This is a genomic window from Streptomyces sp. SN-593, assembly GCF_016756395.1.
In the GTDB taxonomy this organism is placed as follows: Bacteria; Actinomycetota; Actinomycetes; order Streptomycetales; family Streptomycetaceae; genus Actinacidiphila; species Actinacidiphila reveromycinica.
Window position 1 is genome coordinate 7,223,871 of sequence record NZ_AP018365.1, and the last position, 21,315, is coordinate 7,245,185.

Genomic DNA, 21,315 nt, shown 5'->3' on the forward strand with positions numbered 1-21,315 from the left:
CGGATTCAGAGACAGCGGAGCCAAAATGACTCAGTCCTCGGATAAGATCGTTGAGGCGCTGCGCGCGTCGCTTCTGGAGAACCAGCGTCTTCGCAAGGAGCACCAGGACCTCGCGGACGCGGTGAGCGAGCCACTGGCGATCGTGGGCATGGCCTGCCGGTTCCCCGGTGGTGTCGAGGACCCCGAGGGCCTGTGGCGCCTGGTCGCCGAGGGAGGCGACGCGGTCGGCGGCTTCCCGACCGACCGTGGCTGGGACACCGAGCTGCTGCACGACATCCCCAACGGCGGGGGGTTCCTCGCCGACGCCAGCGGGTTCGACGCCGAGTTCTTCGGCATCTCGCCCCGCGAGGCCCTGGCCACCGACCCGCAGCAGCGGCTGCTGCTGGAGGCGTCCTGGGCGGCGCTGGAGCACGCGGGCCTCGACCCCCGCAAGGCGGCGGGCACTCCGACCGGCGTCTTCATCGGCGCCGCGCCCTACGGCTACAGCGACGTCATGAGCGGGTCGTCCGACGATCTCCAGGGCCATGTGCTGACGGGCAACGCTCCCGCCGTCGTCTCCGGCCGGGTGGCGTACACGCTGGGCCTGGAGGGTCCGGCGGTGACGGTGGACACGGCCTGCTCGTCGTCGCTGGTGGCACTGCACCTGGCCGGCCACTCGCTGCGGGCCGGCGAGTGCTCGATGGCACTCGTCGGCGGTGTGACGGTGATGGCGACGCCGGGCACCTTCGTGGAGTTCAGCCGGCAGGGCGGTCTGTCGTCCGACGGGCGGTGCAGGGCGTTCGCGGACGCCGCGGACGGCACCGGCTGGTCCGAGGGCGTCGGTGTGCTGGTGGTGGAGCGGCTGTCGGACGCACAGCGCAACGGGCACCGGGTCCTCGCCGTGGTGCGCGCCAGCGCGGTGAACCAGGACGGCGCGTCCAACGGCCTGACGGCGCCGAACGGCCCCTCCCAACAGCGCGTGATCCGCACGGCGTTGGCGGCCGCGGAACTGTCGTCCGCCGATGTGGACGTGGTGGAGGCGCACGGAACCGGTACGACGCTGGGCGACCCGATCGAGGCGCAGGCGCTGCTGTCCACGTACGGCCAGGACCGTCCGGAGGACCGGCCGTTGTGGCTGGGGTCGTTGAAGTCGAACATCGGTCATACGCAGGCGGCGGCGGGTGTCGCCGGGGTGATCAAGATGGTGCTGGCGATGCGGCACGGGGTGCTGCCGCAGACGTTGCACGTGGACCAGCCGAGCACGCACGTGGACTGGAGCCGTGGGCAGGTGCGGCTGCTGACGGAGTCGGTGGCCTGGCCGGAGAACGGCCGCCCGCGCCGGGCCGGTGTGTCCGCGTTCGGGATGTCCGGGACGAACGCGCACGTGATCCTGGAGGCTCCCGAGGTAGCGGCCGACGCCGAGGCCGAGGTCGGAGTCGTTCCGGGTGTTCAGGACGAGCCGGCCGCGGGTGCGGGTGGGGCTGCTCCGGTGGCGTGGGTGGTGTCGGGGCGTTCGGCGGCCGCGGTGCGGGGTCAGGCGGGTCGTCTGCTGGCGGCTGTGGAGTCGTCGGAGTCGCCGGAGTGGTCGGGTTCGGTGGAGCCGGTGGATGTGGGTGCGGCGTTGTTGTCGCGTTCGCTGTTCGACCACCGGGCGGTGGTGGTGGGTTCGGGGCGTGAGGAGTTGGTGGCCGGGTTGTCGTCCCTGGCGGCGGGTGAGCCGGCGGGGAACGTGGTCGCGGATGGGGTGCGGTCCGGTGCGGGTCGTCGGGTGGTGTTCGTCTTTCCGGGTCAGGGTGCGCAGTGGGTGGGTATGGCGGCGGGGTTGTTGGAGTCGTCGTCGGTGTTTCGGGAGTCGATGGAGTTGTGTGGGGAGGCGTTGAGGCCTTTTGTGGAGTGGGATTTGTTGGGGGTGTTGGGTGAGGGGGATGAGGTGGTGTTGGGGCGGGTTGATGTGGTGCAGCCGGTGTTGTGGGCGGTGATGGTGTCGTTGGCTGCGGTGTGGCGTTCTTGGGGTGTGGTGCCGACTGCGGTGGTGGGGCATTCGCAGGGGGAGATTGCGGCGGCGTGTGTGGCGGGGGGTTTGTCGTTGGGTGATGGTGCGCGGGTGGTGGCGTTGCGGAGTCGGGCGATTGCGGGGGCGTTGGCGGGTAGGGGTGGGATGGTGGCGGTGTCGTTGCCGGTGGAGGGTGTGCGGGGGTTGTTGTCGGGGGGGTTGTCGGTGGCGGTGGTGAACAGTCCTGGTGGTGTGGTGGTGGCGGGTCCGGTGGAGGAGTTGGATGCGTTGTTGGTGGTGTGTGAGGAGCGGGGGGTGCGGGCGCGTCGGGTGCCGGTGGATTATGCGTCGCATTCGGTGTTTGTGGAGTTGATCGAGGATCGGGTGTTGGCGGATTTGGCGGGGTTGGCGCCGGTGTCGTCTGGGGTGCCGATGTATTCGTCGGTGTCGGGTGAGCGGGTGGATACGGCGGGTTTGGATGGGGGGTATTGGTATCGGAATTTGCGGCAGACGGTGGAGTTCGAGCGGGCGACGCGGGCGTTGGCGGCGGATGGTTTCTCGGTGTTTGTTGAGGTGAGTCCGCATCCGGTGTTGACGGTGGCGGTGCAGGACACGTTGGGTGAGGGTGTGGTGGCGGCGGGGACGTTGCGTCGTCATGAGGGTGGGTTGGACCGGTTCCTGTTGTCGGCCGCGGAGCTGTTCGTCCGTGGGGTGCCGGTCGCCTGGGACGGGTTGTTCGCCGGGCGGCGGACGCGTCGGGTGGATCTTCCGACGTACGCCTTCCAGCGCCGCCGCTACTGGCCGCAGCCTTCGTTGGTGGCGGGGGACGTGGCGGCCGCGGGTCTGGTGTCGGCGGAGCATCCGTTGCTGGGTGCGGTGGTGTCGGTGCCGGAGTCGGGGACGGTGGTGTTGACGTCGCGGTTGTCGTTGCGGGCGCAGCCGTGGTTGGGGGACCACGCGGTGCACGGGACGGTGATCTTCCCGGGGACGGGGTTCGTGGAGCTGGCGATCCGCGGTGCGGACGCCGCCGGCGCGGGCCGGGTGCGCGAGCTGATCGTGGAGTCGCCACTGGTGGTGCCGGAGCGGGACAGCGTCCAGGTGCAGGTGGTGGTCGATGCCGAGGACCATACCGTCGCCGTCTACGCCCGTGCGGGTGAGGACGAGCCGTGGACCCGGCACGCCAGCGGCTCGACCGGCACCGAGGCCCTCGCCGTCGAGGCGGGGGAGTTCGCCGGGGAGTGGCCGCCGGCGGGCAGCACGCCGGTCGACCTGGAGGACTTCTACCAGCGCAGCGCCGACAGCGGGTTCGGCTACGGCCCGGTCTTCCAGGGCCTGACCCGGGCATGGCGGCACAACGGCGACATCCTGGCCGACATTGCCCTCCCGCAGGACGAGCGGACCGGCGCGGGCGCGTTCGGCATCCACCCCGCGCTGCTGGACGCCGCCCTGCACCCCTCCACGTTCGCCGACCTCGAACCCACCGAGCTCGGCCGGCTGCCCTTCGCCTTCAACGACGTCACCCTGCACGCCACCGGGGCCACCCGGGTCCGGGCGCGGATCACGCCCGCGGGACCCGACGCCGTCGCCCTGGAACTCGCCGACGAGGCCGGACAACCGGTGCTGTCGATCGGGTCCCTCGTCCTCCGGCCGCTCACGGCGCAGACGCTGGCCGGCGAGGCACGGCCCGGCGCGATGCTGGCCCTCGACTGGGTGGAGGTACCGGCGCCCGAGGCCGGCGTCCAGGATGGCGGGTTCACCGTCGTCCGAGGCCCCGCGGGCGCCACGCCTGCCGCGGTGGCCACGGACGACGCCGATTCCGACGCCGATTCCGACGCCGGCACTGACGCCGAACCGTCCGACCTCGTGGTCCTGGAGGTCGCCCCGGAGGGCGACCAGGTGGTGGAGGCCGTCCACGCGACGGCGAACTGGGTGCTCGGCCGGCTCCAGGCGTTCACCGGCACGCGCATGGCCGTCGTGACCCGGGGCGCGGTCGCCGCCGGCCCGGGCGAGACCGTCACCGACCTGGCCGCGGCCTCGGTGTGGGGCCTGGTCCGCTCCGCGCAGACCGAGGACCCGGGCCGCTTCGTGCTGCTCGACATCGCGCCGGACGCCGCGCCGGACGCCGTTCTCGACGCCGCTCTGGTGGCCCGCGCGTTCGCGGCGGACGAGCCGCAACTCGCCCTGCGCGGCGAGGTGTTCCGCAGTCCGCGCTTCACCCGGGTGCCCGGCTCCGAGGAGGAGCCCGCCCCGGTCGCCCTCGACGGCACCGTCCTGGTCACCGGCGGCACCGGTGGCCTGGGCCGCGAGGTGGCCCGGCACCTGGTGGCCCGCCACGGTGCGCGCGACCTGCTGCTGCTCAGCCGTCGGGGAGGCGACGCCGAGGGCGCCGCCGAACTCGTCGAGGAGTTGGCCGCCCAGGGCGCCCGGGCCACCGTCGCCGCGTGCGACGTCGCCGACCGCGAGGCCCTGGCGGCGGCGCTCGCCGGCACGAAGCTGGCCGGTGTGGTGCACACCGCGGGCATCCTGGACGACGGGACCGTCGCGTCGCTGACCGCGGACCAGATGGACCGGGTCATGCGGCCGAAGGTCGACGCCGCCTGGCACCTGCACGAGCTGACCCGGGACGCCGACCTGCGCGTCTTCGCGGTGTTCTCGTCGTTCTCCGGGCAGATCGGCAGCCCGGGGCAGGGCAACTACGCCGCGTCCAACATGTTCCTGGACGCGCTGATGGAACAGCGCCGCCAGGACGGCCTGCCCGGCGTCTCGATGGCGTGGGCCGCCTGGACGCAGGAGGTGGGCCTGACCGGAACCCTGTCCGAGGTGGACATGCGCCGCATCGCGCGCTCCGGGGTGCCGCCGCTCACCGTGGAACAGGGCCTGTCGCTCTTCGACCAGGCGCTGGCGGCCGACCGCCCCGTCCTCGCGCTGGCCCGGCTCGACCTGCCACGCCTGCGTGCGCAGGGCGAACTCCCGGCGGTCCTGCGCGGCCTGGTCCCCGGGCCCGTACGCCGTGCGGTGGCCGCGCAGGAGGTGCGCGGCGACGGCTTCGCGCAGCGCATGGCCGCGCTGCCGGCCCAGGAGCGCGCCGCCCACCTGCTGACCCTGGTGCGCGACCACGTCGCCTCGGTGCTCGGCTACCCGTCCGGCGCCGACATCGACGAGGCCAAGCCCTTCCGGGAGATCGGCTTCGACTCGCTCACGGCCGTCGAACTGCGCAACCGGTTGCAGGCCGTCACCGGCCTGGGCCTGCCCTCGACGCTCGTCTTCGACTACCCGACCGCCGTACGCCTCGCGGAGTACGTGGGCGAGCGCCTCGGCGGGGTCTCCGCCGTCCCGGTCGACGCGCTGCCGGTGCTGCGGTCGGTCGACGACGATCCACTGGTCATCGTGGGCATGTCCTGCCGCTTCCCGGGCGGGGTCTGGAACCCGGACGGCATGTGGGACCTCCTGGCGCAGGGGCGGGACGCCATGACGCGCTTCCCCGGCGACCGCGGCTGGGACACCGGCCTCCTGACGGAGCTGGCCCACGCGGGCGGCTTCGTCGACGGCGCCATGGACTTCGACGCGGGCTTCTTCGCGATGTCGCCGCGCGAGGCGCTGGCGACGGACCCGCAGCACCGCCTGCTGCTCGAAGGCTCGTGGGAGGCGCTGGAGCACGCCGGCATCGACCCCGTCTCGCTCGCGGGCTCGGCGACCGGTGTGTTCGTCGGCAGCTACCAGTCGGGCTACTCCGAGGTCGCCGGCGAGGCGATGACGGACTCCGACGCGAACGCGCAACTGCTCACCGGCGGTGCGCAGAGCGTGCTGTCCGGCCGGGTGGCGTACGCGCTGGGCCTGGTCGGACCGGCGCTGACGGTCGACACCGCCTGCTCCTCCTCCCTGGTGGCGCTGCACCTGGCCGGTCAGGCGCTGCGGGGCGGCGAGTGCTCGCTCGCCCTGGTGGCGGGCGTGACGGTCAACGCGCTTCCGCACACCTTCGTCGGGTTCTCGCAGCAGGGCGGTCTGTCGGCCGACGGCCGGTGCAAGGCGTTCGCCGAGGCCGCCGACGGGACGGGCTTCAGCGAGGGCATGGGGGTCGTGGTCGTCGAGCGGCTGTCCGACGCGGAGCGCAACGGGCACCGGGTGCTGGCGGTCGTACGCTCCAGCGCGGTGAACCAGGACGGTGCGTCGAACGGCCTGACGGCGCCGAACGGTCCGTCGCAGCAGCGGGTGATCCGCCAGGCGCTGGCGGCCGCGGGTCTCGACGCGGCGGACGTGGACGCGGTGGAGGCGCACGGCACGGGCACCACGCTGGGCGACCCGATCGAGGCGCAGGCGGTGCTGGCGACGTACGGCCAGGACCGTCCGGAGGACCGGCCGTTGTGGCTGGGCGCGGTGAAGTCGAACATCGGCCACACGCAGGCGGCCGCGGGCGTGGCCGGCGTGATCAAGATGGTGCTGGCGATGCGGCACGGGCTGCTGCCGCAGACGCTGCACGTCGACGAGCCGAGCACGCACGTGGACTGGGAGCAGGGCCGGGTGCGGCTGCTGACCGAGGCCACGCCGTGGCCGGACAGCGGTCGTCCGCGCCGCGCGGGTGTGTCGTCGTTCGGGATCTCGGGGACGAACGCGCACGTGATCCTGGAAGCCGCCCCCGGCACGGAGGCCGCCACCGGCGCGCAGACGGGCATGGCAACCGGTACCGGGACGACCGGTACCGGGACGACCGGCACCGGGGCGACCGGCGTGGAGGCGGCGGCGTCCGCATCCGGAGCCGACACGGTCCCCGAGCACGCCTCCGAGACGGTGTGGGTGGTGTCGGCCCGTACGGAGGCGGCGTTGCGGGCGCAGGCGGAGCGGCTGTTGTCGGCGACCGAGGGGCTGGACCCGGCGGACGTGGGTGCGGCGTTGTTGTCGCGGTCGGCGTTCGACCATCGTGCGGTGGTGGTGGGTGCGGATCGCTCGGAACTCGTCTCCGGGTTGCGGGCGTTGGCGGCCGGTGAGGCGGCGGGGAACGCGGTGGAGGGTGTGGCGCGGAGCGGCCGTCGGGTGGCGGTGTTGTTCACCGGTCAGGGTGCGCAGCGGCTGGGGATGGGCCGCCGGCTGCACGGGGAGTCGCCGGTGTTCGCGGCGGCTTTCGACGAGGTGGTGGCGGAGTTGGACCGGCACCTCGACGTTCCGTTGCGGGAGGTGGTGTGGGGTGAGGACGCCGAGGCGTTGAACTCCACTGGTTGGGCTCAGCCGGCGTTGTTCGCGGTCGAGGTGGCGTTGTTCCGGCTGTTGGAGTCCTTCAGCATCACACCGGACTACCTGTTGGGGCACTCCATCGGTGAGGTGGCTGCGGCTTACGTCGCCGGGGTCTTCGAACTGGCGGATGCGTGCCGGTTGGTGGCGGCGCGGGCGCGTTTGATGCAGGCGCTTCCGGCGGGTGGGGCGATGGTGGCCGTCGCCGCTTCCGAGGACGACGTGCTGCCGCTTTTGTCGGACGGCGTCTCTGTCGCGGCGGTGAACGCGCCGGGTTCGGTGGTGGTCTCCGGTGAGGAGTCCGCGGTGCTCGCGGTCGGTGAGCACTTCAAGGCGCTGGGGGTGAAGACGACCCGGCTGCGCGTCTCGCACGCCTTCCACTCGGTCCTGATGGAGCCGATGCTGGACGACTTCCTGGCCGCGATCGCGGATGTGTCGTTCTCCGAGCCGCAGATCCCGGTGGTGTCGAACCTGACGGGCGAGCCGGCGGACATGACGTCGCCGAAGTACTGGGCGCAGCAGGTGCGTTCGGCGGTCCGCTTCGCGGACGGACTGGCATGGCTGACCGCGCACGGTGTGGACGCCTTCGTCGAGGCGGGACCGGACGCGGTGCTGGCCGGACTGGTGGACCTCAACGGGGCCGCCGGCGCGACCGCCGTGGCACTGCAACGCGGCGACCGCACCGGCGGCCAGGTCGCCCACCACGCGGTGGGGCGGCTGTACGTCCACGGGGTGCCGGTGCGGTGGGACGTCCTCTTCACGGGCCGCGAGCCCCGCTGGGTGGACCTGCCGACGTACGCGTTCCAGCGCCGCCGCTACTGGCCGCAGGCGTCCCTCGCGGGCGGCGACGTGACCGCCGCGGGTCTGGCGTCGGCCGAACACCCGCTGCTGGGCGCGGTGGTGTCGGTTCCTGAGTCGGACACGGTCGTGCTGACCTCGCTGCTGTCGCTGCGCACGCAGCCGTGGCTGGCCGACCACGCCGTCCAGGGCACGGTCATCCTCCCCGGCACCGGCTTCGTGGAGCTGGCGATCCGCGGTGCGGACGCCGTGGGCGCGGGCGGGCTGCGGGAGTTGATCGTGGAGGCGCCGCTGGTCGTCCCCGCCTCCGACAGCGTCCAGGTCCAGGTCGTCGTGGACGGCGGGACCGCCGTCGTCTACGCGCGGCCCGCCGGTGACGAGCCGTGGACGCGGCATGCGACCGCGGTGCTCGGCGAGGCCCTGCCCGCGGGCGCGGGTGCGGGTGCGGGTGGGTGGCAGTGGCCGCCGGCCGACGTCTCGTCCGTCGACGTGTCCGACTTCTACGACCGGATGGCCGAGGGCGGTTTCGTCTACGGTCCGGCGTTCCGGGGTCTGCGGCGGGTGTGGCAGGCGGAGGGTGAGGTCTTCGCGGAGGTGGCGGTCGGGGAGGAGGAGACCGATCGGGCGCGGAGGTTCGGTGTGCATCCGGCGTTGCTGGACGCGGCGCTCCAGGCGAGTGCGTTTGTGGGGCTGGATCCGGCGCCGGCGGGTCGGTTGCCGTTCAGCTTCGGTGAGGTGACGCTGCACGCGGGTGGTGCGGTGGCGTCGCGGGTGCGGGTGGCGCGTACGGGGGCGGACAGCGTCCGTGTGGAGTTGGCGGACGGCAACGGTGACCCGGTGCTGACGATCGGTTCGCTGGTGATGCGGCCGGTGGCGGCCGGGGGCGTGGCCGGTGGGGTGCGGTCCGGTGCGGTGCTGGCGGTCGACTGGTCGTCGGTGGTCGCCTTGGACGAGGCGGCCGGGCCCGGGGCGCCCCTTCGGGTGGTGGGCGCCCCGGAGGACCTCGTCGTGGAGGATCTGGTTCCGGGTGAGGTCGTGGTGTTGGAGGCGGTCGGTACGGCGGGTGAGGTGGTGGGTTCGGCTCATGGGTTGGCTGGTTGGGTGTTGGCGCAGGTGCAGGGGTGGCTTGGGGATGAGCGGTGTGCGGAGGGTCGGTTGGTGGTGGTGACGCGGGGTGCGGTGTCGGCGGTGCCGGGGGAGGTGTTGGCGGATGTGGCGGCGTCGGTGGTGTGGGGTCTGGTGCGTTCGGCGCAGGCGGAGAATCCGGGGCGGATCGTCCTGCTCGACCTCGACCAGCGGGCCTCCGCCGTGGACGCGGGCCTGGTCGCGGGGGTGGTGGCCGCTGGTGAGCCGCAAGCGGTCGTGCGCGACGGTGTGGTGCGGGCCGCGCGCTTGGTCCGTGTCGCGGCTGCGGCTGACGGGGACGCGGGGGGAGAGGTGGGCTTTGGTGCGGGCACGGTGCTGGTGACGGGTGGTACGGGTGGGCTGGGCCGTGAGGTGGCGCGTCACCTGGTGGCGGTGCACGGTGTGCGGGATCTGCTGCTGCTGAACCGTAGTGGTGGCGGCGCCGAACTCGTGGCGGAGCTGGCGGAGTTGGGTGCGCGGGCGCGTGTGGTCGCGTGTGACGTCGCGGATCGTGTGGCGCTGGCGGAGGTGCTTGCGGGTGTGCGTCTGACGGGTGTGGTGCACACGGCTGGTGTGGTGGATGACGGTCTGGTGTCGTCGTTGACCGTCGAGCGGTTGGATCGGGTGTTGGCGCCGAAGGTGGATGCGGCGTGGTATTTGCACGAGTTGACGGCGGGGATGGATCTGTCGGCGTTCGTGGTGTTCTCGTCGTTGGCCGGTGTGGTGGGTAGTCCGGGGCAGGGGAACTACGCGGCGGGCAATGTGTTCTTGGACGCGTTGATGCAGTATCGGCGGCTGGAGGGGTTGCCGGCGGTGTCGATGGCCTGGGGTCCGTGGGCCCAAGGTGCGGGTCTGACGGGTGAGTTGTCGGATGTCGACATGCGGCGGATCGCCGCGTCGGGAACGCCGCCGTTCACGGTGGAGCAGGGTCTGGCGGTGTTCGACGCGGCTCTGGGCAGTCCGGAGGCGGCCGTCGCCCTGACCCGGCTCGACCTCGCGGCACTGCGGACCCGCGACGAACTGCCCCCGCTGTGGCGCACCCTGGTCGGGCAACCGGCCCGGCGCGCCGCCGGCGACCACCGCGCCGCCCCCGACGACCTCGCGCACCGCCTCGCGGGCCGTTCCCTCGCCGACCGCGAGGAGGACCTGCTGGCCCTGGTCGCCGACCACGTGGCGGCGGTGCTCGGGTACGCCTCCCGCGAGCAGATCGACACCGCCCAGGCGTTCCGGGACATGGGCTTCGACTCGCTCAGCGCCATCGAGCTGCGGAACCGGCTCCAGGCCGCGACGGGACTCACCGTCCCGGCCACGCTGGTCTTCGACTACCCGAACGCGCGGCGCCTCGCGGCCTACCTCGCCGAGCAGTTCGGCGACGCCCCGCGCGGGTCGGCGGTGGCCCTGCCACCGCTCGTCTCCGTGGACGACGACGCGCTCGTCATCGTCGGCATGGCCTGCCGCTTCCCGGGCGGGGTCCGGGACATCGACGGCTTCTGGCAGCTCGTCGCCAACGGCGGCGACGGCATGTCCCCCTTCCCCGCCGACCGCGGCTGGGACCTGGAGGCGCTGTACGACCCGGCGGGCGACCGCTCGGGCACCTCCGCCACCCGCGAGGGCGGCTTCCTGGACGACGCGCTCGACTTCGACGCCGGCTTCTTCGGCATCTCGCCCCGCGAGGCGCTCGTCACCGACCCGCAGCAGCGGCTGCTGCTGGAGACGTCGTGGGAGGCGCTGGAGCACGCCGGGATCGCCCCCGAGCGGCTGGCCGGCAGCAGCACCGGCGTCTTCGTCGGCAGCTACCAGTCCGGCTACAGCGAGGTCATCGGCGACGCCCTCGACGAGGCCGAGCCGCAGATGCTCACCGGCAACGCCCAGAGCGTGCTGTCCGGCCGGGTGGCGTACACGCTGGGTCTCGAAGGTCCCGCGGTGACGGTGGACACGGCCTGCTCGTCGTCCCTGGTGGCGCTGCACTGGGCGGGCCAGGCGCTGCGCGCGGGGGAGTGCTCCCTCGCCCTGGTCGGCGGCGTGACCATGATGGCCACCCCGAGCACCTTCGTCAGCTTCTCCCAGCAGGGCGGCGTCGCGTCGGACGGACGCTGCAAGGCGTTCGCGGACGGTGCGGACGGCACCGGCTGGTCCGAGGGCGTCGGTGTGCTGGTGGTGGAGCGGTTGTCGGACGCGGAGCGCAACGGGCACCGGGTGCTGGCGGTCGTACGCGCCAGCGCGGTGAACCAGGACGGCGCGTCGAACGGCCTGACGGCGCCGAACGGCCCCTCCCAACAGCGGCTGATCCGGCAGGCGTTGGCGGCGGCCGGGCTCAACTCCGGTGACGTGGACGCCGTGGAGGCGCACGGCACGGGCACGTCCCTGGGCGACCCGATCGAGGCGCAGGCGGTGCTGGCGACCTACGGCCAGGACCGGCCGGAGGACCGGCCGCTGTGGCTGGGCGCGGTGAAGTCGAACATCGGTCATACGCAGGCGGCGGCGGGTGTCGCGGGCGTGATCAAGATGGTGCTGGCGATGCGGCACGGGGTGCTGCCGCAGACGTTGCACGTGGACGAGCCGAGCACGCACGTGGACTGGAGCCAGGGTCAGGTGCGGCTGCTGACCGAGGCCACGCCGTGGCCGGAGAACGGCCGCCCGCGCCGGGCCGGTGTGTCGTCCTTCGGTATCTCCGGGACGAACGCGCACGTGATCCTGGAGGCTCCCGAGGTTGAGGCCGAGGCCGAGGCCGAGGTCGGAGTCGTTCCGGGCGTTCAGGACGAGCCGGCCGCGGGTGCGGGTGGGGCTGCTCCGGTGGCGTGGGTGGTGTCGGGGCGTTCGGCGGCCGCGGTGCGGGGTCAGGCGGGTCGTCTGCTGGCGGCTGTGGAGTCGTCCGGGTCGGCGGGTTCGGTGGAGCCGGTGGATGTGGGTGCGGCGTTGTTGTCGCGTTCGCTGTTCGACCACCGGGCGGTGGTGGTGGGTTCGGATCGTGAGCAACTGGTGTCGGGTGTGCGGGCGTTGGCGGCGGGTGAGCCGGCCGGGAACCTGGTGGGCGGCGCTGCCGGCGGTGGTCAGGAGCGTCGGGTGGTGTTCGTCTTCCCGGGTCAGGGTGCGCAGTGGGTGGGTATGGCGGCGGGTCTGCTGAATTCCTCGTCGGTGTTTCGGGAGTCGATGGAGTTGTGTGGGGAGGCGTTGAGGCCTTTTGTGGAGTGGGATTTGTTGGGGGTGTTGGGTGAGGGGGATGAGGTGGTGTTGGGGCGGGTTGATGTGGTGCAGCCGGTGTTGTGGGCGGTGATGGTGTCGTTGGCTGCGGTGTGGCGTTCGTGGGGTGTGGTGCCGGCTGCGGTGGTGGGGCATTCGCAGGGGGAGATTGCGGCGGCGTGTGTGGCGGGGGGTTTGTCGTTGGGTGATGGTGCGCGGGTGGTGGCGTTGCGGAGTCGGGCGATTGCGGGGGCGTTGGCGGGTAGGGGTGGGATGGTGGCGGTGTCGTTGCCGGTGGAGGGTGTGCGGGGGTTGTTGTCGGGGGGTGTGTCGGTGGCGGTGGTGAACAGTCCTGGTGGTGTGGTGGTGGCGGGTCCGGTGGAGGAGTTGGATGCGTTGTTGGTGGTGTGTGAGGAGCGGGGGGTGCGGGCGCGTCGGGTGCCGGTGGATTATGCGTCGCATTCGGTGTTTGTGGAGTTGATCGAGGATCGGGTTCTTGATGATCTGGCGGGGTTGGCGCCGGTGTCGTCTGGGGTGCCGATGTATTCGTCGGTGTCGGGTGAGCGGGTGGATACGGCGGGTTTGGATGGGGGGTATTGGTATCGGAATTTGCGGCAGACGGTGGAGTTCGAGCGGGCGACGCGGGCGTTGGCGGCGGATGGTTTCTCGGTGTTTGTTGAGGTGAGTCCGCATCCGGTGTTGACGGTGGCGGTGCAGGACACGTTGGGTGAGGGTGTGGTGGCGGCGGGGACGTTGCGTCGTCATGAGGGTGGGTTGGACCGGTTCCTGTTGTCGGCCGCGGAGCTGTTCGTGCACGGCGTTCCCGTGACGTGGAACGGTCTGTTCGCGGACCGGAAGCCGCGTCGGGTGGATCTTCCGACGTACGCCTTCCAGCGCCGCCGCTACTGGCCGCAGCAGTCCTCGGCGGTCGGCGACGCCGCCCTGCGCGACCCGGTGGACGCGGAGTTCTGGGCGTCGATGCAGAGCACCGACGTCTCCGACCTCGCGCGCTCCCTCGGCGTGGACAGCACCACGCTGTCGGACGTGGTGCCCGCCATGCTGCGGTGGCGCGACCAGCGGCAGTCCGAGTCGCAGGCGGACGGCTGGCGCTACCGCGAGACGTGGGCACCCGTGTCCGCCACCGGCCGCCCCCTCGACCCGTCCGCCGCGCGCTGGGCGGTGATCGTGCCCGAGGGACACGCCGACGACCCGTGGTCGGCGGCCGTGGCCGAGGCCGTCGGCGGCGAGCTGATCGAGGACGACGGCTCCGCCCCGGAGCTGAGCCCCGCCTGCCCCGGCGTGCTGTCGCTGCTGTCGGCCCGGGACGACGTCGAGGGACTGCTGTCCACCGTCCGGCTGGTCCAGCACCTGCGGGCCCCGGTGTGGGCGGTCACGCGCGGCGCCGTCGCCGTACGCCCCGAGGAGCGTGTCAGCGGGGTCTGGCAGGGCGCCACGTGGGGCATCGGGCGGGTGGCCGCCCTGGAGCTGTCCGAGCGGTGGGCCGGTCTGCTGGACCTGCCCGACGTGATCGACGACGCGGTGCGGGAGCGGCTGCGCACCGTGGTCGCGGGCGGGCACGGAGAGGACCAGGTGGCCGTCCGGTCGTCCGGGCTGTTCGCCCGGCGCCTGGTCCACGCCGCGGCGCCCACGCTGCCCGCTTCCTGGCGGACCAGCGGCACGGCGATCGTGACCGGCGGTACCGGCGGGGTCGGCGCGCACGTGGCGCGCTGGCTGGTCCGGGTCGGCGCCGAGCACGTGGTGCTCGTCAGCCGGCGCGGCCCGGCCGCGGACGGCGCCCGGGAGCTGAGCGCCGAACTCGAAGCGGCGGGCGCCCGGGTGAGCGTGGTCGCGGGTGACGTGGGCGACCGCGACACCCTCGCGGAGCTGATCGCCTCCGTCCCGGCGGAACTGCCGCTGCGCAGCGTCCTGCACGCGGCCGGCGTGGTGGACGAGGCCGGGGCCGTGGAGACCCTCACCGCGGAGGCGCTCCAGGCGCAGCTACGGGTCAAGGTCGCCGGCGGGCTGCTGCTCGACGAACTCACCCAGGACCTGGAGCTGGACGCGTTCGTCCTCTTCTCCTCGGGGGCGGCTGCCTGGGGCAGCGCGGGCCAGGGCAGCTACGCCGCGGCGAACGCCTGCCTCGACGCCCTGGCCGGACACCGCCGGGCCCGGGGCCTGACGGCGCTGTCCGTGGCGTGGGGCGCCTGGGACGCGCCGGGCATGATGGCGGCGGACGCCGACTACGCCCAGTACCTGGAGCGGCTCGGCGTCCACCCGATGCAGCCGGAGGCGGCGGTCGCCGCCCTGCACCGGGCGCTCAGCGACGGCGACACCAACGTCACGGTCACGAACATGGACTGGTCGCGCTTCGTTCCGGCGTTCGGCATGGCCCGTCCCAGCCGCCTGTTCTCGCTGCTGCCGGAGGCGGCTGCCACCGCCGACCCGGAGGAGCAGGAGGAGGGCGTCGACCACCTGCGGTCCATGACCGCGCGGGAGCGCCGCGACCACCTGCTCGCGGCGGCCCGCGACCACGCGGCCGCCGTGCTCGGCTACGACTCGGGCGACCAGGTCGACGCCGCCCAGGCGTTCAAGGAACTGGGCTTCGACTCGGTCACCGCGGTGGAGTTCCGCAACCGCCTCCAGACCGTCACCGGGCTGAGCCTGCCGACCACCCTCGTCTTCGACTACCCCAACGCCGGGCGGATCGCGGACTACCTGGCCGAGCGTTTCGGCGACACGTCGGCGCAGGCCGAGGACGCGCTGCCGGCGCTGGTGGCCGGGAGCACCGACGACCCGATGGTGATCGTGGGCATGGCCTGCCGCTTCCCCGGCGGGGTGAACAACCCGGCCGACCTGTGGCGGGTCGTCACGGACGGCGTCGACGTGATGTCCGGCTTCCCGGACGACCGCGGCTGGGACCTCGACGCGCTGTACGACCCGAACGGCGAGCGCGCCGGCTCCTCGGTCACCCGGGAGGGCGGCTTCCTGGAGGACGCGGGCGGCTTCGACGCGGGCTTCTTCGGCATCTCCCCGCGTGAGGCGATGGCGACGGACCCGCAGCAGCGGCTGGTGCTGGAGGCGTCCTGGGAGGCGTTGGAGCACGCGGGCATCGACCCGGCCGCGCTGGCCGGGACCGCCACTGGAGTCTTCATCGGCGCCGCGCCGTCCGGTTACAGCGAGGTCGCCGGCGCGACCCCGGAGGCCCAGGGGCACCTGCTGACCGGCGGTCTGCTGAGCGTGCTGTCGGGCCGGGTGGCCTACACCCTCGGCCTCCAGGGCCCCGCGGTCAGCGTGGACACGGCCTGCTCGTCGTCCCTGGTGGCGCTGCACTGGGCCGGGCAGGCGCTGAACTCGGGGGAGTGCTCCCTCGCGCTGGTCGGCGGGGTGGCGGTCATGGCCACGCCCGGCGGGTTCGTGGAGTTCAGCCGCCAGGGCGGCCTCGCCGCCAACGGCCGCGTGAAGGCGTTCGCGGAGGCGGCGGACGGGACCGCGTGGTCCGAGGGCGTCGGCGTCGTGGTCGTCGAGCGGCTGTCGGAAGCCCGGCGCAACGGGCACCGGGTGCTCGCGGTGGTGCGCTCCAGCGCGGTGAACCAGGACGGTGCGTCGAACGGCCTGACGGCGCCGAACGGCCCGTCGCAGCAGCGGGTGATCCGCCAGGCGCTGGCGGCGGCCTCCCTGGCACCGTCCGATGTGGACGTGGTGGAGGCGCACGGCACGGGCACGACGCTGGGCGACCCGATCGAGGCGCAGGCGCTGCTGGCGACCTACGGCCAGGGGCGGCCGGAGGAACGGCCCCTGCTGCTGGGGTCGTTGAAGTCGAACATCGGTCACACGCAGGCGGCCGCGGGTGTGGCCGGCGTGATCAAGATGGTGCTCGCGATGCAGAACGGGGTGGTGCCCCGCACGCTGCACGTGGACGCGCCGTCCTCGCAGGTCGACTGGTCCGCGGGCAGCGTCGAACTGGTCACCGGTGAGATGGCCTGGCCGGAGAGCGGTCGTCCGCGCCGGGCGGGTGTGTCGTCCTTCGGTGTCTCGGGGACGAACGCGCACGTGATCCTGGAGGCGGCGCCTGGGGTGGAGGTCGAGGCCGAGGTCGAGGCGCGGGTCGAGGTCGCGGGAGAGGCTGGGGCCGAGTCCGAGTCCGAGTCCGAGTCCGGGTCGGGGTCGGTGTGGGTGGTGTCGGGTCGTTCGGAGGGGGCGTTGCGGGCGCAGGCGGAGCGGTTGTTGTCGGTGGCCGAGGGGCTGGATCCGGTGGATGTGGGTGGGGCGTTGTTGTCGCGGTCGGTGTTCGAGCACCGTGCGGTGGTGGTGGGCAGTGGGCGTGAGGAACTGACGGCGGGGTTGCGGGCGTTGGCGGCCGGTGAGGCGGCGGGCAACGCGGTGGAGGGTGTGGCGCGGAGTGGTCGTCGGGTGGCGGTGTTGTTCGCGGGTCAGGGTGCGCAGCGGCTGGGGATGGGGCGCCGGCTGCACGGGGAGTCGCCGGTGTTCGCGGCGGCTTTCGACGAGGTGGTGGCGGAGTTGGACCGGCACCTCGACGTTCCGCTGCGGGGGGTGGTGTGGGGTGGGGACGCGGATGCGTTGAATTCGACGGGTTGGGCGCAGCCGGCGTTGTTCGCGGTCGAGGTGGCGTTGTTCCGGCTGTTGGAGTCGTTCGGTATCACACCGGATTACCTGCTGGGGCACTCCATTGGTGAGGTGGCGGCCGCGCATGTGGCCGGGGTGTTCGATCTGGCGGATGCGTGCCGGTTGGTGGGGGCGCGGGCGCGTTTGATGCAGGCGCTTCCGGTGGGTGGGGCGATGGTGGCGGTTGCCGCGCCGGAGGAGGAGGTGCTGCCGCATCTGTCCGACGGGGTCTCTGTCGCGGCGGTGAACGCGCCGGGTTCGGTGGTGGTCTCCGGTGAGGAGTCCGCTGTGCTCGCGGTCGGTGAGCATTTCAAGGCGTTGGGGGTGAAGACGACCCGGCTGCGGGTGTCGCACGCCTTCCATTCGGCGTTGATGGAGCCGATGGTGGACGACTTCCTGGCGGCGATCGCGGATGTGTCGTTCTCGGAGCCGCGGATTGCGGTGGTGTCGAATCTGACGGGTGAGCCGGCGGATATGACGTCGCCGAAGTACTGGGCGCAGCAGGTGCGTTCGGGGGTGCGGTTCGCGGACGGTGTGGCGTGGTTGGCCGCGCAGGGTGTGGACGTGTTCGTGGATGCGGGTCCTGATGGTGTGGTGGCGGGTCTGGCGCAGGCGAACGCGTCGGATGCGGTGGCGGTGGCGTTGATGCGCAAGGACCGTGAGGGTCTGGCCATGGCGTTGCTGGCCGCGGGTGACCTGTTCGTGCACGGGGTGCCGGTGGAGTGGGTCGGACTGACCGGCGGGCGGGGGTCGGAGTGGGTCGAGCTGCCGACGTACGCCTTCCAGCGCCGCCGCTACTGGGCGCAACCGAAGCCCGTCGGTGATGTGGCGGCTGCGGGTCTGGTGTCGGCGGAGCATCCGTTGCTGGGTGCGGTGGTGTCGGTGCCGGAGTCGGGGACGGTGGTGTTGACGTCGCGGTTGTCGTTGCGGGCGCAGCCGTGGTTGGGGGATCACGCGGTGCACGGGACGGTGGTCTTCCCGGGGGCGGGGTTCGTGGAGTTGGCGATCCGCGGTGCGGACGCGGTGGGTGCGGGTGGTCTGCGGGAGTTGGTCGTGGAGGCGCCGTTGGTGGTTCCCGCGGTCGGCAGTGTTCAGGTGCAGGTGGTGGTCGGAGACGGTGGGTCCTTGACGGTGTACGCGCGTGCCGCGGACGAGGAGCCGTGGACACGGCATGCGACCGCGGTGCTCGGCGATGCCCTGCCCGCGGACGTGGTTGCGGGTGGGTGGCAGTGGCCGCCGGCCGACGCCTCGTCCGTCGACGTCTCGGACTTCTACGAGCTGACGGCCGACCACGGTTTCGTCTACGGTCCGGCGTTCCGGGGTCTGCGCCAGGTGTGGCAGGCGGAGGGTGAGGTCTTTGCCGAGGTGGCGGTCGGGGAGGAGGAGACCGATCGGGCGCGGAGGTTCGGTGTGCATCCGGCGTTGCTGGACGCGGCGCTCCAGGCGAGTGCGTTCGTGGGGCTGGATCCGGCGCCGGCGGGTCGGTTGCCGTTCAGCTTCGGTGAGGTGACGCTGCACGCGGGTGGTGCGGTGGCGTCGCGGGTGCGGGTGGCGCGTACGGGGCCGGACAGCCTGCGCGTCGAACTGGCCGACGGCAACGGTGATCCGGTGTTGACGATCGGTTCGCTGGTGATGCGGCCGGTGGCGGCCGGGGGCGTGGTCGGCGGCGCGCAGGCGGGTGCGGTGCTGGCGGTCGACTGGTCATCGGTGGTCACGCTGCCGGAGGTGGACGCGGGCGCGGACACGGGCACGGGCACGGACGCGGGCATGTCTGTGGGCGTGGATGGGGGTGTGGCGGTGTTCCGGGCTCCGGAGGATGTGGTTCCGGGTGAGGTCGTGGTGTTGGAGGCGGTCGGTACGGCGGGTGAGGTGGTGGGTTCGGCTCATGGGTTGGCTGGTTGGGTGTTGGCGCAGGTGCAGGGGTGGCTTGGGGATGAGCGGTGTGCGGAGGGTCGGTTGGTGGTGGTGACGCGGGGTGCGGTGTCGGCGGTGCCGGGGGAGGTGTTGGCGGATGTGGCGGCGTCGGTGGTGTGGGGTCTGGTGCGTTCGGCTCAGGCGGAGAATCCGGGGCGGATCACCTTGCTGGACCTTGGTGCCGGTGAGGGGGTCGGGTCCGTGGACCGTGCTGTGGTGGTCGGGGCGGTGGCTTCCGGTGAGCCGCAGCTCGTGGTCCGCGATGGTGTGGTGCGGGCCGCGCGCTTGGTCCGTGTCGCGGCTGCGGCTGACGGGGACGCGGCGGGGTCGGTGGGCTTTGGTGCGGGCACGGTGCTGGTGACGGGTGGTACGGGTGGTCTGGGCCGTGAGGTGGCGCGTCACCTGGTGGCGGTGCACGGGGTGCGGGATCTGCTGCTGCTGAACCGTAGTGGTGGCGGCGCCGAACTCGTGGCGGAGCTGGCGGAGTTGGGGGCGCGGGCGCGTGTGGTCGCGTGTGACGTCGCGGATCGTGCGGCGCTGGCCGAGGTGTTGGCCGGTGTCGCCCTGACCGGGGTGGTGCACACGGCCGGTGTCGTCGAGGACGCGGTGATCACCTCCCTGGACACCGAGCGGTTGGATCGGGTGTTGGCGCCGAAGGTGGATGCGGCGTGGTATCTGCACGAGTTGACGGCGGGGATGGATCTGTCGGCGTTCGTGGTGTTCTCGTCGTTGGCCGGTGTGGTGGGTAGTCCGGGGCAGGGCAACTACGCGGCGGGCAACGTGTTCCTGGACGCGTTGATGCAGTATCGGCGGCTGGAGGGGTTGCCGGCGGTGTCGATGGCCTGGGGTCCGTGGGCCCAAGGTGCGGGTCTGACGGGTGAGTTGTCGGACGCGGACATGCGGCGGATCACGGCGTCGGGAACGCCGCCGTTCACGGTGGAGCAGGGCCTGGCGGTGTTCGACGCGGCCCTGGGCAGCCCGGAGGCGGCCGTCGCCCTGACCCGGCTCGACCTCGCGGCACTGCGGACCCGCGACGAACTGCCCCCGCTGTGGCGCACCCTGGTCGGGCAGCCGGCCCGGCGTGCCGCCGGCGGACACCGCAACGACCCCGACGACCTGGCCCGCCGGCTGGCCGCGCTGCCCGACGCCGATGCGCGGGACGCGTACCTGCTGCGGCTCGTCGCCGACCACGTGGCCCTCGTCCTCGGTCACGCGCCGGGTGACGGGGTGGACACCACGAAGGAGTTCCGTGAGCTCGGCTTCGACTCGCTGACCTCCGTCGACCTGCGGAACCGCCTCCAGGCGACCACCGGCATGTCCCTGCCGGCGACGCTCGTCTTCGACCACCCGGACGCCGCCACCCTGGCCGCCTTCCTCAGTGCGAGGTTCGGCGACGCCGGCCCGGCCGCCGCCGAGCCGGAGGCGGTCGCCCCCAGGGACCCGATGCAGGACCTCTATCTCAACGCGCTGGAGAGCGGCCGCGCCGACCTCGGTGACGCGTTCGCGCTCAGTGCCGCGCGGTTGCGCCCGCGGTACGCCGATGCCACCGCGCTGGAGCGGCGGCCGGTGCCGGTGCGGCTGTCGGCCGGGGACACCGGTCCGCACCTGGTCTGCGTCTGCCCGCCGCTGGCACTGAACGGACCGCAGACCTACAACCGGTTCGCGGCCGAACTGGCCGCCGACTGGAAGGTCTCGGCCCTGGTGGCCCCGGGCTTCGCGGCGGACGCCCCGCTGCCGGAGAACAGCCGGGTGCTGATCGCGACGCTGGCCGACGCGGTGCAGGAGTACGTCGGCGACTCCGCGTTCGCGCTGGCCGGCCTGTCCTCCGGCGGCGTGCTCGCCCACGAGATCGCGCGGGAACTGGAGCGCCGGGGCAGCGACCCGCTGGCGGTGGTGCTCCTCGACTCGTATCCCATGGACAGCCCGGTGCTGAAGCGGTGGAAGAACGAGATGGCCCGGGTCGGCCTGGAGCGCGCCCGCGCCCTGGACCGGCGCCAGGCCGACGAGGGGTTCCGGCTGGAGGAGATCACCGCCTCGGCCTGGATCTGCGGGGAACTGCTGCTCGACTGGCGGCCGGAGGGACTGACGGCGCCCTCCTGCCTGGTCCGCGCCAGCGAGCCGGTGGTGGCCGAGGACGGCGCCGGCTGGCAGACGCCGGTCGCCGCGTCGGAGGTCATCGACGTGCCGGGCGACCACTTCAGCATCATGGACCGGCAGTTCGCGGCCTCCACCGCGGCCGCCGTGCGCGCGTGGCTGGCGGGGGTGACCGCCCGGGTCGGTTAGCGATCGCTCCGTCGCGGACGGCACCCAGCCCTCCCGCGGGAGCCGCCCGGCTCCCGCGGAAGGCGCCCGCGCCCCCCTCCGCAGCCGGCCGCCCACGCGGCCGCGGGCGGCACACCGCCCGGCCCCGTACACCTGCGGCAGCCCTCGTGCGCCGTGTGCGACGCCGCACCTCAGGGGGAGAACCGCCCGCCGTGGCA

The 21,315-nt window shown here is 73.0% G+C and carries 1 protein-coding gene; it reads left to right on the forward strand.

Annotated elements, in window-relative coordinates; translation table 11 throughout:
* The first annotated feature begins 25 nt into the window (after window positions 1-25).
* Window positions 26-21,118, forward strand: coding sequence for a type I polyketide synthase (locus RVR_RS38750; RefSeq protein WP_202237218.1), 21,093 nt, complete (start codon window positions 26-28; stop codon window positions 21,116-21,118).
* Window positions 21,119-21,315 lie beyond the last annotated feature (197 nt).

What these genes read in the sequence shown, in the direction of transcription:
- RVR_RS38750 (WP_202237218.1), top strand. Translation starts at nt 26, where the DNA reads ATGACTCAGTCCTCGGATAAGATCGTTGAGGCGCTGCGCGCGTCGCTT.